Annotated in this window: 16 protein-coding genes; 4 read left to right on the forward strand and 12 right to left on the reverse strand. The window is 68.1% G+C overall.

Features of this window, described 5'->3' with window-relative positions:
• Positions 1–9: 9 nt before the first annotated feature.
• Entirely contained in the window at positions 10–879 is an 870-nt protein-coding gene (locus A9974_RS02655) for a universal stress protein (protein WP_183002607.1), read from the reverse strand.
• Positions 880–1127: 248 nt separating this feature from the next.
• Between A9974_RS02655 and A9974_RS02660 the strand changes: the two genes are divergently transcribed.
• Both A9974_RS02660 and A9974_RS02665 read left to right on the forward strand, forming a co-directional pair.
• On the forward strand, positions 1128–1766 hold the full coding sequence (locus A9974_RS02660; RefSeq protein ID WP_183002608.1) for a trimeric intracellular cation channel family protein: 639 nt from the start codon (positions 1128–1130) through the stop codon (positions 1764–1766).
• 153 nt (positions 1767–1919) lie between these two features.
• Positions 1920–2645, forward strand: a complete 726-nt coding sequence (locus A9974_RS02665; protein WP_370539561.1) for a GntR family transcriptional regulator — start codon at positions 1920–1922, stop codon at positions 2643–2645.
• A 60-nt stretch (positions 2646–2705) separates the two neighbouring features.
• Here the strand turns inward: A9974_RS02665 and A9974_RS02670 are convergent, their stop codons facing one another.
• The 4 genes from A9974_RS02670 to A9974_RS02685 are packed head-to-tail and all read right to left on the reverse strand — an operon-like array spanning position 2706 to position 5660.
• The gene (locus A9974_RS02670) at positions 2706–3473 is read right to left on the reverse strand and encodes a LamB/YcsF family protein (protein WP_183002610.1); all 768 of its coding nucleotides are present in this window, start codon (positions 3471–3473) and stop codon (positions 2706–2708) included.
• A gap of 1 nt (position 3474) precedes the next feature.
• A complete protein-coding gene (locus A9974_RS02675) occupies positions 3475–4473 on the reverse strand; it encodes a biotin-dependent carboxyltransferase family protein (protein WP_183002611.1) in 999 nt (332 codons plus the stop codon).
• Entirely contained in the window at positions 4470–5204 is a 735-nt protein-coding gene (gene pxpB, locus A9974_RS02680; RefSeq protein ID WP_183002612.1) for a 5-oxoprolinase subunit PxpB, read from the reverse strand. The genes A9974_RS02675 and pxpB overlap by 4 nt, the downstream gene beginning before the upstream one ends.
• A 24-nt stretch (positions 5205–5228) precedes the next feature.
• Positions 5229–5660, reverse strand: a complete 432-nt coding sequence (locus A9974_RS02685; RefSeq protein WP_013391240.1) for a VOC family protein — start codon at positions 5658–5660, stop codon at positions 5229–5231.
• A gap of 140 nt (positions 5661–5800) precedes the next feature.
• On the opposite strand from A9974_RS02685, the gene A9974_RS02690 reads away from it, so the two are divergent.
• Positions 5801–6685 (forward strand): LysR family transcriptional regulator, encoded by an 885-nt coding sequence (locus A9974_RS02690; protein WP_183002613.1) that lies wholly within the window; start codon positions 5801–5803, stop codon positions 6683–6685.
• Positions 6686–7279, forward strand: coding sequence for an HD family hydrolase (locus A9974_RS02695; RefSeq protein WP_183002614.1), 594 nt, complete (start codon positions 6686–6688; stop codon positions 7277–7279).
• A gap of 66 nt (positions 7280–7345) precedes the next feature.
• Here the strand turns inward: A9974_RS02695 and serA are convergent, their stop codons facing one another.
• The 7 genes from serA to A9974_RS02730 form a co-directional block, all read right to left on the reverse strand.
• The gene (gene serA / locus A9974_RS02700; protein ID WP_183002615.1) at positions 7346–8545 is read right to left on the reverse strand and encodes a phosphoglycerate dehydrogenase; all 1200 of its coding nucleotides are present in this window, start codon (positions 8543–8545) and stop codon (positions 7346–7348) included.
• A 122-nt stretch (positions 8546–8667) separates the two neighbouring features.
• Positions 8668–9138 carry a DUF411 domain-containing protein gene (locus A9974_RS02705; protein ID WP_183002616.1) on the reverse strand — a complete coding sequence of 157 codons (471 nt, stop codon included), beginning with the start codon at positions 9136–9138 and terminating at the stop codon, positions 8668–8670.
• 25 nt (positions 9139–9163) lie between these two features.
• Positions 9164–10108 carry a copper resistance protein B gene (locus A9974_RS02710; RefSeq protein ID WP_183002617.1) on the reverse strand — a complete coding sequence of 315 codons (945 nt, stop codon included), beginning with the start codon at positions 10106–10108 and terminating at the stop codon, positions 9164–9166.
• Between the two features lie 18 nt (positions 10109–10126).
• Complete coding sequence (locus A9974_RS02715) at positions 10127–11947, reverse strand: copper resistance system multicopper oxidase (RefSeq protein WP_183002618.1); 1821 nt, start codon at positions 11945–11947, stop codon at positions 10127–10129.
• 18 nt (positions 11948–11965) lie between these two features.
• Positions 11966–12460, reverse strand: a complete 495-nt coding sequence (locus A9974_RS02720; RefSeq protein ID WP_183002619.1) for a plastocyanin/azurin family copper-binding protein — start codon at positions 12458–12460, stop codon at positions 11966–11968.
• Between the two features lie 73 nt (positions 12461–12533).
• Positions 12534–13928, reverse strand: a complete 1395-nt coding sequence (locus A9974_RS02725) for a heavy metal sensor histidine kinase (protein WP_183002620.1) — start codon at positions 13926–13928, stop codon at positions 12534–12536.
• Positions 13925–14611 carry a heavy metal response regulator transcription factor gene (locus A9974_RS02730; RefSeq protein ID WP_183002621.1) on the reverse strand — a complete coding sequence of 229 codons (687 nt, stop codon included), beginning with the start codon at positions 14609–14611 and terminating at the stop codon, positions 13925–13927. The genes A9974_RS02725 and A9974_RS02730 overlap by 4 nt, the downstream gene beginning before the upstream one ends.
• Positions 14612–14667: the final 56 nt, after the last annotated feature.

The following is a 14667-nucleotide window of genomic DNA, read 5'->3' on the forward strand; positions in this document are numbered from 1 at the left end:
GCGCCGAGCCTATTCCTCGCCGGTCAACCGCACGATCAGCACGTCGCTGGGCAGGGCTTCCAGCAGCCGCTCGGCCACGCTGCCGATGGCCGTGCGCAGCAAGCCGGTGCGGCCGTGGGTGCCCGTCACCACCAGATCGGGCCGGTGGTTGAACGAATACTCCGACAGCACCGTCTCCGGCTGGCCGCATTCCAGCACCACCTTGGGCGCCGCCACGTCCGCCAGCGCCGGGGTTTCGGCGATGAATTCGCGCGCGCTCTGCTCGGCCGCCTTGTAGAAGCTGCGCGTTACGGCGTCGTCCGGCACGTTTTTGCCCTGGAAAGGCACGTCGTAGGCATGAAACAGCGTCAGGTCGGCGCCAGGCACCAGTTGCAGCGCGGCGTGCAGCGCCTGGCGAGAGCCCGGCGAGAAGTCGGTGGCGACCAGCAGGTTGCGGTAAGGCTTGCGCGGCCGTGTCTTGACCACCAGCACGGGCTGGCGGGCCTGGCGCGCCAGCTTTTCCACGGTGGTGCCCAGTAGCAGCCGGCCCAGCGTTTCGTCGCGGGCGGTGCCGGTGACAATCAACGAGCAGCCGAAGCTGTCGGCGGTTTCGGTGATGCGCAGCAGCGGATCGCCGCTGGCCACCACCACTTCGGTGGGAATCTCGGCGTTCGCCAGATCCTCGGCCAGCTCGCGCTCGGCCAGGGCCTTGTGGTCGGTGGACAGCCTGCGCCATACCGGCGTGGTCAGCCGCGCCGTCACCGCATGGCTTTCCATGACGTGCAGCACCACCAGCTTGGTGTTCAATTCCTTGGCCAGTTGCAGCGCCCGGTCCAGTGCGCGGTCGCCCCGCGCGCTCAAGTCGGTGGCCAGAAGGATGGGACCTGGTTGTTCAGACATCGCTTTCTCCCGAGGTGGGCCTGGCCGGGGGCTCCCGCTCGCCGTCCGGTTCGGCCGGTATCGCCCTTGCGGGCACACCCCCATTGTCCGGCCGCGGCGCGGCAAGGGGTTTGACCGATATCAACCGCGCTTCCAGCGTAAGGGATGGCGGGGGACGGCCGCAACGGCGTCGCGCCGTGTCAATACAATGGGGCCTGCCCGGCCCCTGCCGCGCGCCAGGGCGGCAACGCCTCTTTTTCTTCCGATCCATGTTCTCCGACATTTCTCCCGCCCTGCTGCACACGCTCTATCTGGTCGCCATCGTGGCCGAAGCCATGACCGCGGCGCTTTCCGCCGGCCGGCGCGACATGGACTGGATGGGCGTCTGCATCATCGCGTGCGTCACCGCGCTGGGTGGCGGTTCGCTGCGCGATGTGCTGCTGGGGCATTACCCGCTGACCTGGGTGATCCATCCCGAATATCTGTGGATGACGGCGGGCGCGGCGCTTTTGACCGCCCTGATCGCGCCGGTCATGCGGCGCCTGCGCAGCCTGTTCCTGCTGGCCGACGCCCTGGGGCTGGTGGCCTTCACGGTGATCGGCTGCCAGGTGGCGCAGCTGATGCAGCTGCCGATCACCGTGGTGCTGATCAGCGGCATGATCACCGGCTGCGCCGGCGGGGTGCTGCGCGACGTGCTTTGCAACGAGGTGCCGCTGCTGTTCCGCAAGGAACTCTACGCGAGCGTGTCGGCGGTGACCGGAGCGCTGTATCTGGGTTCACAGGCCCTGGGGCTGTCGGCCAATGCGGCCGTGCCGATCGCGCTGGCGGCCGGCCTGGCGCTGCGTTTGCTGGCGCTGCGCTTTAACTGGCAGATGCCCAAGTTTGTCTACCGCGACGATTGGGATTGACGCCTGCCGGGCTGGCGCGTGAATCGGCGGATGCCCGTGTCGGCCCCCGCGCCGGCTGCCCTTGACGGGGGGGGCGCCCTCGAACTGCTGCAACAATTTTCTTATTTGTGTTTCAATAGATTTCTAGTATCTTCTCGGTGTCGCAACACTTGCATCACGCAGTACAAGGGGAGCCGATTGGACGTCAAAGCGCCCGCCACGATTCCGTATTTCCTACAGGAACAGATTCGTGAGTTGATAGTGGATGGCACTATCAGGCCCGGGCAGCCGTTGCGGGAACAAGAACTGGAGCAGCGTTTCGGCACCAGCCGCAGTCCCATCCGGGAAGCGCTGCGTCTGCTGGAACTGAGCGGCCTGGTTACGCATGTCCAGCGCAAAGGTTTCAGGGCCACCCTGTATTCGGAAACCCAGATCCGCCACCTGTACAAGCTACGCGCGGAGCTGGAGGCCTACTGTATCCGCCAGGTCGCCGAGATGGACGACGTGTCGCCGCTGGTGGCCGAATTGCGCATCTACGACGAAGCCATCGCCGCGGCCATGGCCAAGCGCGACGTGCGCGCCTATATCGCGGCGCTGCGCGAGTTCTACCTGGCTGGCGCCCGCTTCACGGGCAATGCGCCGCTGGCGGGCGTGCTGACCAAGCTGTATGAACAGGTCGAGCCGCTGCGTTATTTGCTGGCCAAGCAGACGATGGATTCGAACAATCTGCAGACCTACACCCAGGGCATCACGCAGGCCTTGGCCAGCCGTGATTTCGACCGCGCGGCCGAGCTGACCCGGGGTTACGTGCTGGATGTGCTGCCGGGCATCCTGCGGGCCTATCACGAGGCTTCGCTGCAGGACGCCGAAGAGTCCGCGCCGCGTTACGGCCGCGCTTGACGCCGCATTCAGGGCCGCGCAGCAGCCCTTTGCGACCGGCCCATCACGAGTGACGGACCTTCAGCGCGCCTGCGGCGTGCGCACCGCGATGCCGGCCTGTTGCAGCGCATCGCGGATGGCGCGGGCGAACACCAGCGCATTGGGCTGGTCGCCGTGGATACAGAGCGTGTCGGCTTGCACCGGCACGTCCTTGCCGTCCACCGAACGCACCTTGCCCTCCTGGGCCATGCGCAGCACTTGCGCGACGGCCTGGTCCACGTCTTCGATCATGGCGCCGGCGCGGGTGCGCGGGGTAAGCGAGCCGTCGTCCTGGTAGGAGCGGTCGGCGAAGACTTCGCTGGCCACGGCCAGGCCGATGGCGCGCGCGGCATCGATCAGCTTGCTGCCTGCCAACCCGTACAGCACGAGCGAAGCATCCACATCTTTCACTGCCTGGCAGATGGCGCGGGCCAGGCCTTCGTCCTTGGCGGCCATGTTGTACAGCGCGCCGTGGGCCTTGACGTGATGCAGCCGCGCGCCTTGCGAGGCCGCCACGCCGGCCAGCGCGCCAATCTGGTAGACGACGATGTCGTAGGCCTCATCCGGCGTGGTCGGGATCGCGCGGCGGCCAAAGCCGGCCAGGTCCTGCAGGCTGGGATGCGCGCCCAGCGCCACGCCCTGGGCCAGCGCGGCGGCCACGGTCTGGCGCATCGTGGCGGGGTCGCCGCCATGAAAGCCGCAGGCGATGTTGGCCGAGCTGACGAACGCCAGCACCGCGGCGTCATTGCCCATGGTCCAGGCGCCGTAGCTTTCGCCCATGTCGCAGTTCAGGTCGATGCTCTTGCTCATGTCAGTGTCCTTGTGCCAGCAGCGCGCGCAGCGGCGCCAGCGCGTCCAGCAATTGCGTGAAGGCGCGTTCGCGCTCGCCATCCAGGCGCTGCGCGTCGTCCAGTTCGATGCGCGCAAAGCGCAGCGTGTGGCCGGGGGCGTATTGGGCAAGCAGCGGCAGGTCGACGGTGGCGATCTGCGCGATCTTGGGGTAGCCGCCGGTGGTCTGCCGGTCGGCCATGAGAATGATGGCTTCGCCGCCGGACGGCACCTGCACGGTGCCGAAGCTGGCGGCTTCCGACAACATCTGGCGGGGCTTGCTCATGGATAGGGCCGGGCCTTGCAGGCGATAACCCATGCGGTCCGATTGCGGGCTGATGCGGAATTCCGAGCCGCCGAACGCGTGGCGCGTGGCTTCGGAGAATTCTTCCCACTGCATGCCGGGCAGGAAGCGGATGGCGTCGCGCTGCTTGTTGCCCAACGCGCCGGGCAGATAGATGCGGATGTCCCACAGCGCTTTCTGAAGGGCATCCAGGTCTTGGTTACCCAGCGCCTGGCGCAGGCCGATCTGGTCGCCCTTGGCCAGCGCACGGCCCTCGAAGCCGCCGAAGCCGCTGCGCAGGTAGGTGGTTTCGCTGCCCATCACGGGCGTCAGCGCAAAACCGCCGTGCACGGCCAGGTAGCCGCGCACGCCGCTGGCGGGCCGTCCGCCGAATGCAAGGGCGTCGCCGCCGCGTGCCACCAGCGGGCGGTGCAGGGGGATGTCCTGGCCGTTGAGCGTGGCGCCCAGGTCGGCGCCCGCCAGCGCAAAGCAGGCCGGCGCGTCAAAGCGCAGGGTGGGGCCGGTCAGGGTCATTTCCAGCGTGGCGGGATCACCGGTATTGCCGGCCAGCGCGTTGGCCAGGCGGTGGGCGCGTTCATCCATCGCACCGGCCGCCGGGATGCCCTGGTGCTGGTAGCCTTCGCGGCCGCGGTTCTGGAAACTGGACAGCATGCCCGGCTTGATGACGGTGACGCTCACGGCCGGGCCTCGCGCAGACGGTCGAATTCTTCGGGGGTGATCGGCACGAAGCGGACCGAGTCGCCCGGCTGCAGCAGCGCGGCGGGTTCGCGCAAGGGGTCGAACATGGTCAGGGGCGTGGTGCCGATGATGTGCCAGCCGCCCGGCAACCGGTTCGGGTAGATCACGGTCTGGCGGTTGGCGACGGCCACGGCGCCCGGCGGCACGGCGGTGCGCGGCGACGCGCGGCGCGGCAGGTTGAGTTTTTCGTCGTGCACGCCCAGGTAGGCGTGGCCGGGCGCAAAACCCAGCATGAACACCATGCTGCGCGGCTGGCTGTGCAGCGCGATCACGCCGTCGGGCGTCAGGCCCGCGGCGGCGGCCACTTCGATCAGGTCGGGGCCGTGTTCGCCGCCATAGCAGACGGGCACGTCGACTTCGCGGCCGCCCGCGGCGTCGGCGGCAACGCCTTGGGCGAGCAGTGCTTCAATGCGTTCGGCCAGGCTGGCGTAGGTGGGGCCATTGCCCAGGCCGTCGGGGCGGTAATGAACCGCCACCGCCACGAACGAGGGCACCACGTCGGTCACGCCCGGCAGGCTGGCGTCGCGCAGCTTGCGCGCCGCCGCCAGACAGGTGCGTCCGATCGAGGCGTCGATCTGGTCGCCAAAAGAGACGATGAGGCAGCGGTCACCCTGGGGCAGGATGCGCCAGGAAGTTTCGGCCGGAGAAGGTGGGGCTGATATTGCGTTCAACGGCACGAAACCTGTATAGACGGATTACTTGGCGAACAACGAATCCATGTTCTTGAACGCTTTGAATTCCAGCGCATTGCCCGACGGATCCAGGAAGAACATGGTGGCCTGTTCGCCGACTTCGCCCTTGAAGCGGATGTAGGGCTCGATGACGAACTCGGTGCCGGCATCGGTCAGGCGCTTGGCCATGGCTTCCCATTGTTCCATGGAAAGCACCGCGCCGAAATGGCGCACGGGCACATTATGCGAATCGACGGCGCTGGTGGCCTTGTGGCCGCACTCGCTGGGCGCCAGGTGGGCGACGATCTGGTGGCCGTAGAAATTGAAGTCGATCCATTCGGGCGAGCTGCGGCCCTCGGGACAGCCCAGCTTTTCGCCGTAGAAGGCGCGGGCTTCGGCCAGGTCGCGGACCGGGAAGGCCAGGTGGAACGGCGGCAAGTTGGTTTGAGCGGTCATGAAAAGCTCCGGATAAGGCGGAAAAGGTAAATCAGAATGCGGACCGTCACCATCGGGTCTTGTCCTGACTGCTAGTTTATGAATTGTTTTTTTGATTGAAAAACGATATTTTTTGTGTCTTAGGCCAAAAATTATTGATCATGATCAAAGAATTCAAGACCTTCATCGCGGTGGCGCGGGACGGCACCTTCACCGGCGCGGGCGCCCAGCTGGGCCTGACCCAGTCGGCCGTCAGCGCGCAGATCAAGCGGCTGGAGGAATACCTGGGGGTGTCGCTGTTCGACCGCGGCGCGCGCGCGGCGACGCTGAACGCGCAGGGCCGCGAGATGCTGCCGCAGGCCGAGGAACTGGTGGCGATGGCCGAGCGCATGGCGGCCACGGCGGGGGCGGGCCACGTGAGCGGGTCGCTGCGCATCGGCGCCATCGCTTCGGTGCAGCAGGACCTGCTGGTGCGGGCGCTGGGGGAATTCCGGGCGGGGTATCCGGACGTGCGGGTGCGCATCGTGCCGGGCGTGTCGCTGTCCTTGCTGGGCCAGGTGGACGCTGGCGAAGTGGACATGGCGCTCTTGATCCGCCCGCCGTTCGCCCTGCCGCCCGAGCTGGGCTGGCAGCCGTTGCTGCGCGAAGAGGTGGTGCTGGCGATGCCGGAAGCGATGCCGCCGGCGCCGTGGCGCGAACTGCTGGCGACGCAGCCGTTCATCCGCTACGACCGGGCGTCGTTCGGCGGACGCGTGGTGGACCTGTTCCTGAAGAAGCAGCGCATCACGGTGCACGAGGCGGTGGAACTCGACGAGATCGAGGCGATCGCCAACATGGTGCGGCACGGGTTGGGGGTGGGGCTGCTGCCGCGGCTGCGCGGGTTGAACCTGGACGGATTGCGGCTGGTGCCGCTGGGCGAGGCGGCGTTTCATCGCGAGATCGGCATCATCGGGCGCTTGCCGTTCGACGCGGGCAGCGTTGGAGGGAAAATGGCGGAATGCTTGGTGCGGGCCGCTGCCGCGCCATTGACGGGCAAGGAGAAGTAGATGGGATCGATGGCGTTGGAGAAGCAGCTGGGCTTCCTGCGGGAAATCGACCGGCTGAAATCGGTGCTGCGGCAGTCGCCGCTGCTGGATGCCAGCCGCAAGGAGAATTCCGCGGAACATTCCTGGCACCTGGCGGTGTATGCGCTGGTGCTCAGCGAGTACGCTTGCGGCCCGGTGGACACGGGGCGGGTGATGCGGATGCTGTTGCTGCACGACGTGGTGGAGATCGACGTCGGCGATTTTCCGATCCACGGCGGCACTTGCGCGCAGGCGCAGGCCGAGCTTGAGGACGCGGCGGCGCTGCGCTTGTTCGGGTTATTGCCGGCTGCGCAGGGCGACGAATTCCTGGCGCTGTGGCGCGAGTTCGAGCGGGCCGAGACCGAGGACGCGAAGTTCGCCAAGGCGCTGGATCGGTTCCAGCCTCTGCTGATCAATGTGTTTACCGGGGGCGGCACGTGGACGGAGAGCGGCGTGTCGATGGAGCAGGTGTTGTCGCGGTATGGCGCGGTTATCCAGCGCGGCGCGCCGGCGCTGTGGGCCGTATGCGAGCGCTGGGTCACGGGGCACTTCGCCGGACGGCCGGAATCGGCATAGGCACCCAGCGGTGCAACGCAATAGCGAAAAAAAGGGGACCCGCGGGTCCCCTTTGTCTTGGTTGGCTTACAGCCGGTCGCAGCGGACCGTGATGGGATGGTCGCGCAGCGTGGTCATGACCAGATCGTCGACCTGGCCTTCGACGTCGGTGATCACGTAGCCGATCTGGCCCTTGGTCTGCAGGGTCTGGCTGACGATGTTCAGGCCATGCTGGGCCATGAGATTGTCCAGCGCGCCCAGGGCGCCCGGCGCGTTGCGGTGCACGTGCAGGATGCGAGTGGCGCCGGCTTGTTCCAGGAACGGCAGTTCGGGGAAGTTGACAGCGCCCTTGGTGGTGCCGGCCTGCAGGAAGCGCACGAGTTTTTCGGCGACTTCGCGGCCGATGTTTTCTTGCGATTCCTGCGTGCTGCCGCCGATGTGCGGGGTCAGGATCACGTTGGGCAGGCCGATCAGCGGGCTGGCCAGGGGTTCGTCGGCGCTCTTGGGTTCGGTGGGGAAGACGTCGAGCGCGGCGCCGGCCAGGTGGCCGGATTTCAGCGCGGCGTGCAGCGCGTCGATGTCGACAACGGTGCCGCGCGAGGCGTTGATGAGGATGGCGCCGCGGCGCATGCGGGCCAGGGACTCGGCGTTGATGATGTTCTCGGTGGACTTGCCGCCGGGTACGTGCAGGGTGACGACGTCGGCCTGTTCGAGCAGGTCGTTGAGCGAGCTGGCCGGGCGGGCGTTGCCCAGGGGCAGCTTGGCTTCGACGTCGTGATAGATGACGCGCATGCCCAGGCTTTCGGCCAGGGTGCTGATCTGCGAGCCGATGTTGCCGTAGCCGACGATGCCCAGGGTCTTGCCGCGGGTTTCGAAGGCGCCGGCGGCGCTCTTGTCCCAGTGGCCCAGGTGCACGCGGGCGTTCTTTTCGGGAATGCGGCGCAGCAGCAGGATGGCTTCGCCCAGCACCAGCTCGGCGACCGAACGGGTGTTGGAGAAGGGGGCGTTGAATACCGGGACGCCGCGTTGCATGGCGGTGTCGAGGTCGACCTGGTTGGTGCCGATGCAGAAGCAGCCGACCACGCGCAGGTCGGGGTTGCCGGACAGCAGGGCGGCGTCCAGGTGGGTGCGAGAACGGATGCCGGCGACGTGGGCGCCGCGCAGGGCGTCGTGCATCTGCGCGGGCGGCAGGGCCGCGGCGTGCGAGACGATGTCGGAGTAGCCGGCGGCTTCGAAGACGGCGCGGGCGCTCGGGTGGATGTTCTCGAACAGGACGATTTTTGCCATGACTGCCAGGGGTCGGGTGAGAAATGCGTTTTATTTATTGTGGCGCATTTTTGCTGCAGTGCAAGGAGTAGCCATTGGCCCGTTGTGGATGAATTGTTTCAGGGGCGCCGCGGCCCGTTCTGTCAACGATACGCCTGGAAGACCTTGGCGCCACCGCGTTTGTCCACCAGCAGGACGTCGTGCGGGGTCTTGCGGCCGCCGTACTCGGGGCCGTCCATGCCGGGCGACCCCAGGGGCATGCCCGGGGCGGCCAGGCCGGCGGCGTCGGGCTTTTCGAGCAGCAGGCGGCGCACGTCGCTGGCCGGCACATGGCCTTCGATGGCGTAGCCGTCGATAAGGGCGGTGTGGCAGGAGCCGTAGTCGGCCATGCCGGCGTTGCGGCGCACCGGGCCGGTGTCCTGGACGTCGTGGGTGATGACCTCGAAGCCGTTGTCGCGCATGTGTTTGACCCAGTCCTCGCAGCAGCCGCAGGTGGGGGTCTTCCAGACCTGGACCTTGGCGGCGGGCTGCGCCAGGGCGAAGGCGGGGGCGTACAAGGGCAGGGACAGGGCCGCGGCCAGGATCAGGCGGCGGGTGGGGGCGATTTTTTTCATGGGGCTCCGTTGCCAGTCAATAGAGTCAGAACCAGAAGCGCACGCCGGCCAGCACGGCGGTCTGCGAGCGGCTTTGGCCTGCATCGGACGCGTAGTCCGCGGTGCGGCCGAATTTACGTTCAAAGGATACGCCAACATAGGGCGCGAATTCGCGCGTGACTTCGTAACGCAGGCGCAGCGACAGGGATCCTTTGGATAGGCCCGAGCCGATGCCGCGTTCGGGATCGTTGCGGCCATAGGCGCTGGCTTCGAGTTCCGGGGTGAAGATCAGGCGCTGGGTCAGCAGCAGGTCGTACTCGGCTTTCATGGCCAGCGCGGTGCGGCCGGACGGGCCGGCGTAGGCGGTGGTTTCCAGCTCGATGTTGTAGGGCAGCACGCCTTCGATGCCGATCGCGGCCCAGTTGCGCTTGGGGCCGGTGCCGGCATCGCGCCGCGCGCCCAGTTGCAGGTCCCAGAAGGGCGAGATGGCGTGGCTCCAGAAGGCCTCGATCCTGGCGTCCGAGCCGCCGCCGCTTTCGCGTTCGCCTTCGCTCTTGAGCACCAGCCGGTTGGTGGCGGTGCCGAACCAGAGGCGGCCATCCCATTCCAGCGCATTCTGGCCGTCGCGATTGCGCGACCAGCCGAATTTGTCGAACAGCAGGTGCGACGACGGGGTGTTGTCCATCATGTGCGGATGGATGCCGTAGCTGTCGTAGCCGCGCGGGCCGGCGCCGTCGCTGGACGGCAGGCTGCCGATGGGCGGCGCGTTCGCTGGCGTGACGGGGGTCATGCCGGGCATGGACGAATGATCCATCGGCGCGGGCGCAGCCGGACTCGGGTTGGCCGGGCCAGGGTTCATGCCGGGCATCGAAGCATGATCCATCCCGGCGTGGTCCTGCATGGACTGGGCGCGGACCGGGTCGGCCGCCAGGCCGGTCAGCAAGACGGCGGCCAGCGCGGCGTGGCGGAACAAGAAAAGGCGGTTGGGCATGGTCGGGTGTCTCATCGCCTACTCCACCACCACGGCCCTGAACATGCCGGCTTCCATGTGGTACAGCAGGTGGCAGTGGTAGGCCCAGTGGCCGCGGGCGTCGGCGCTGACGCGGTAGGACAGGCGCTGCGCGGGGTTGAGCGACAAGGTGTGCTTGCGCACCTGGAAGGCGCCATCGGGCGATTCCAGGTCGCTCCACAGGCCGTGCAGATGGATCGGGTGCGTCATCATGGTGTCGTTGACCAGCACGAAGCGCACGCGCTCGCCATGGCGCAACAGGATGGGCTTGGCGTCCGAGAACTTCACGCCGTTGAACGACCACATGTAGCGTTCCATGTTGCCGGTCAGGTGCAATTCGATTTCGCGGGTGGGCGGGCGATTGTCGGCCGGTTCGCGCACCGAGCGCAGGTCGGCGTAGGTCAGCACCCGGCGGCCGTTGTTGCGCAGGCCGATGCCGGGGTCGTCCAGGCGCGTGGACACGACGTCGGGCAGCATGGAATTGCCGGGGCCGCGTTCGGCCGGATAAGGGTGCTTGACCTCGACCATGCCGCCCTGGTCGGCCCCGGCGCCGTGGCTGCCGCCGTGGTCCATGCCGGGCATGGCGCCGTGGTTCATGCCTGCCATGGCGCCCGCGCCGGCCGGCTGCGTGCCATGGCCCATCGCGGCGTGATCCATGCCGGCCATGTCCTGGCCGCCTGCGGGCATGTCGTGCTTCATGCCCATGTCCATCATGCCCAGCAGTTGCACCCGGTCCAATTCCGGCACGGCGGCCTGCATGCCGGCACGCGGCGCGAGCGTCGCGCGGGCATAGCCGGACCGGTCCATGGCCTGTGAGAAGATCGTGTACGCGCGGTCTTCGGACGGTTCGACGATGACGTCGTAGGTTTCGGCCACGGCGATGCGCAGCTCCTCGACCTCCACCGGCCGCACATCCAGGCCGTCGGCGGCCACCACCGTCATCTTCAGGCCCGGAATGCGGACGTCGAAGTAGGTCATGGCCGAGCCGTTGATCAGGCGCAGGCGGACCCGTTCGCCGGGCTTGAACAACCCGGTCCAGTTGCCCGCCGGCGTGGCGCCGTTGGTCAGGTAGGTATAGGTGGCGCCAGATACGTCCGCCAGGTCCGACGGGTTCATGCGCATCTGTTCCCACATCAACCGTTCCGACAGCGCGGCGCGCCAGCCCTTTTCGCCGGCCTCGCGCGCCAGGCTTTGGACGCTGGGCTGGTTGTGGTTGTAGTAGTCGGGCATGGCGCGCAGCTTGTTGAAGACCCGCATCGGGTCTTCGTCGGTCCAGTCCGACAGCAGCACGGTGTAGTCGCGGTCCGAGGCGATCGGATCGCGCCGCTTGGGGTCGATGACGATGGCGCCGTACAGGCCGGTCTGTTCCTGGAAACCCGAATGGCTGTGGTACCAGTAGGTGCCGCTCTGGCGCACGTCGAAGCGGTAGGTAAAGGTCTGGCCCGGGTCGATGCCGGCGAAGCTCAGGCCCGGCACGCCGTCCATGTCCGTGGGCAGCAGGATGCCGTGCCAGTGGATCGAGGTCTGCTCGCGCAGGCGGTTGGTGACGTGCAGCGTCACCGTGTCGCCTTCGCGCCAGCGCAACAGCGGCGCGGGCACCTGGCCGTTGACGGTGGTGGCGATGCGGGCGGCGCCGGTGTAGTTCACCGGGGTTTCGCCGATCTCCAGGTGGAACTCGGTGCCACGCAGTTCGGCGGGGCCGGCGGGCGTGGCGGGCACGGCGGCCTGGGCGGCGCGCCAGCCGCCCAGCGCGGCCAGTGCGCCGCCGGCGGCCAGGCCCTGCACGAAGCGGCGGCGGTTGGGGGCGGGAAGTGAGCGCATGGCGGATCCGGGCGGGCGCTACTGCACCGACACCGCGCCCTTCATGCCTGCGGCGTAATGGCCGGGCTCCAGGCAGCCGAAGGACACGGTGCCCGCGCGGTCGAACTTCCAGATGATCTGGCCGCGCTTGCCGGCGTCCAGCGACACGGCGTTGGCTTCCTCGTGGCGCATGCCGGGGTCCTGCATCATCATGGCGTAATGCGCCTGCAGGTCGGCATCGCTGCCCAGCACCATTTCGTGGCGGATCTTGCCCGAGTTCAGCACGTTGAAGCGCACGGTCTCGCCGGCCTTGACCTGCACCTGGGCAGGCGTGAAGCGCATGGCGTCGGTCATGTCGATGTCGATGCTGCGCGTGACCCGGGCGGCGTCGCCGGGCGTGCCGATGGGGGTAGACGCCATGGGCATGGCGTGGCCGGCGTGTTCGCCGTGGGCGCCGGCCGCGAACGCGGGGGCCGTGCCAAGCAGGGCGGCGACGGCCGCGGCCAGGGTGATGCGGTGCAATGTGCCTTTCATGCTGATCCCTTCAAAGGGGTTGACCATGCAGGCACTTTAGGAAAGCCGGGGTGACCCGGTTCTGTCGCGCGGATTACTTCTTTGTAATGTTGGACCCGGCGACCGCCGGGCCGCGCAGGGTGATGCCGACCACCGTGCCGCGGTCGCCGCTGGCCGCGTCGACCTCGCCGCCGTGCATGCGGGCGATGGCGCGCACGATGGCCAAGCCCAGTCCGTGGCCCTCGCTGCGCGGCGCGCGGGCCGGGCCCGAGCGGAAGAAGCGGTCGAAGATGCGGGGCAGGTCGGCGGCCGGGATCGGCGCGCCGGGGTTGCGCACCTCGACCCGCGCACCCTGCGGCTGCGCCTGGCAGGCCAGCACGATTTCACCGCCGCGCGGGGTGGCCTTGATGGCGTTGGAGATCAGGTTGGCCAGCGCGCGGCGGACCAGCCCGGGGTTGGCGGGCACGACGGCGTCGCCCTCGCAGCGCAGCGCCACGCCGCTTTCTTCCAGCGCGGCTTCGTAGTAGTCGGCCACCCGCCGCGCCTCGGCGGCCAGCGACACCGGCACCTGGTCGGCCGCCAGTTCACCGCGGTCGGCGCGGGCCAGGAACAGCATGTCGTTGACCAGGGTCTTCAGGTCTTCCAGCGTTTCCAGGTTGGATTCCAGCGCCTCGCGCAGTTCGTCCGCATCGCGGCCGCTGGACAGCGTGACCTGGGTGCCGTTGATCAGCGTGGCCAGCGGCGTGCGTAGCTCGTGGGCGACGTCGGCGTTGAAGCCCTCCATCTGCTGGTAGGCGGCCTGTAGCCGCTCCAGCGTGCGGTTGAAGGACAGCACCAGCTCGTGCAGCTCGCGGTCGGTGTCGCGCAGCGGCAGGCGCACCGCCAGGTTGTCGGGCTGGATGCGCGCGGCCTGTTCCGACAGGCGCCGCGTGGGCGCCATGCTGCGGCGCACGGCCCAGGCCGCCAGCACCACGGTGGCGCCCACCCACAGCGCGCAGATCAGCGCCAGCGCGGTGCCATAGGCATACAGGAATTGCGAGCTGGTGCGCGTGCTGACCGCCACCGTCAGGTGCGCGCCGGGCAGGATGCGGTCGTCAACGGCCACGCGCAGGCCGCGCATACGGCTGCCGTCGGCCCGTTGCAGCAGCACTTGCCGATCGGGCAGGGTGTCCAGCGTTTCGGGCGCATCGCCGCCATATACGGGGTGACCCTGCGCGTCGACGATCCAGATGCCCAGTTGGCTCTGGCCCGTGCGCATGTCGTCGAACGTGGCCGCCAGGTCGTGCAGGCCGCGCGCGCTGTTCTGCATGTCGATCAGGTGGTTGATCAGCTCCAGCTTGCCGCTGACTTCGGTGATTTCCTGGCGCTCCACTTCGCGCTTGAGCGCCCAGAACAGCGTCGCGCCGGCCAGGCTGGACACCAGCAGGGCAATGGCGCCCAGCAGCAGGGTCAGGCGCGCCTGCATCGAGCGCATGCGCGGCGCGGTCATTGCCGGGCGGGCTCCGGCCGCGATTCGAGCACGTAGCCCATGCCGCGCACCGTGTGCAGCAGCTTGGCGTCGAACGGATCGTCCAGCTTGCTGCGCAGCCGCCGCACGGCCACGTCGATGACGTTGGTGTCGCTGTCGAAGTTCATGTCCCACACCTGTTCGGCCAGCGTGGTGCGCGACAGCACCTGGCCCTGGCGCCGCAGCAGCAGGGCCAGCAGGTTGAATTCCTTGGCGGTCAGGTCCAGCCGCTGGCCGCCGCGGGCGGCCTTGCGGCGCGCCAGGTCCAGCTCCAGGTCGGCCAGGCGGAACACGGTGGGTTCCTGTGAGCGGCCGCGGCGCAGCAAAGCCTGCACCCGCGCCAGCAGCTCGGAAAACGCAAAGGGCTTGACCAGATAGTCGTCGGCGCCGCCTTCCAGTCCGCGCACGCGGTCTTCCACGGCGTCGCGCGCCGTCAGCATCAGGATGGGGGTGTCCTTGCGGGCGCGCACCGAGGCCAGGATGCCGAAGCCGTCCACGCCCGGCAGCATCACGTCCAGCACGATCAGGTCGTGGTTGCCTTCCAGGGCCAGGTGCAGGCCGTTGACGCCGTCGCGCGCCAGATCGACGACATGGCTTTGCTCCGACAGCCCTTTTTTCAGGTAGTCGGCCAGTTTGGGTTCGTCTTCGATGACCAGGATGCGCATGGCCGGAAATTTACCATCCGCGCCGCAAGCGCGGCGCGGATGGCGGCGCGCAGGGA

Source organism: Achromobacter sp. UMC71, assembly GCF_014170305.1.
Taxonomy (GTDB): domain Bacteria; phylum Pseudomonadota; class Gammaproteobacteria; order Burkholderiales; family Burkholderiaceae_B; genus Achromobacter.

Bases quoted from the DNA above. Each gene is read 5' to 3' on its own strand.
- A9974_RS02655 (WP_183002607.1), bottom strand. From the start codon at position 879: ATGTCTGAACAACCAGGTCCCATCCTTCTGGCCACCGACTTGAGCGCG.
- A9974_RS02660 (WP_183002608.1), top strand. From the start codon at position 1,128: ATGTTCTCCGACATTTCTCCCGCCCTGCTGCACACGCTCTATCTGGTC.
- A9974_RS02670 (WP_183002610.1), bottom strand. From the start codon at position 3,473: ATGAGCAAGAGCATCGACCTGAACTGCGACATGGGCGAAAGCTACGGC.
- A9974_RS02685 (WP_013391240.1), bottom strand. From the start codon at position 5,660: ATGACCGCTCAAACCAACTTGCCGCCGTTCCACCTGGCCTTCCCGGTC.
- A9974_RS02690 (WP_183002613.1), top strand. From the start codon at position 5,801: ATGATCAAAGAATTCAAGACCTTCATCGCGGTGGCGCGGGACGGCACC.
- A9974_RS02695 (WP_183002614.1), top strand. From the start codon at position 6,686: ATGGGATCGATGGCGTTGGAGAAGCAGCTGGGCTTCCTGCGGGAAATC.
- serA (WP_183002615.1), bottom strand. From the start codon at position 8,545: ATGGCAAAAATCGTCCTGTTCGAGAACATCCACCCGAGCGCCCGCGCC.
- A9974_RS02705 (WP_183002616.1), bottom strand. From the start codon at position 9,138: ATGAAAAAAATCGCCCCCACCCGCCGCCTGATCCTGGCCGCGGCCCTG.
- A9974_RS02710 (WP_183002617.1), bottom strand. From the start codon at position 10,108: ATGCCCAACCGCCTTTTCTTGTTCCGCCACGCCGCGCTGGCCGCCGTC.
- A9974_RS02715 (WP_183002618.1), bottom strand. From the start codon at position 11,947: ATGCGCTCACTTCCCGCCCCCAACCGCCGCCGCTTCGTGCAGGGCCTG.
- A9974_RS02720 (WP_183002619.1), bottom strand. From the start codon at position 12,460: ATGAAAGGCACATTGCACCGCATCACCCTGGCCGCGGCCGTCGCCGCC.
- A9974_RS02725 (WP_183002620.1), bottom strand. From the start codon at position 13,928: ATGACCGCGCCGCGCATGCGCTCGATGCAGGCGCGCCTGACCCTGCTG.
- A9974_RS02730 (WP_183002621.1), bottom strand. From the start codon at position 14,611: ATGCGCATCCTGGTCATCGAAGACGAACCCAAACTGGCCGACTACCTG.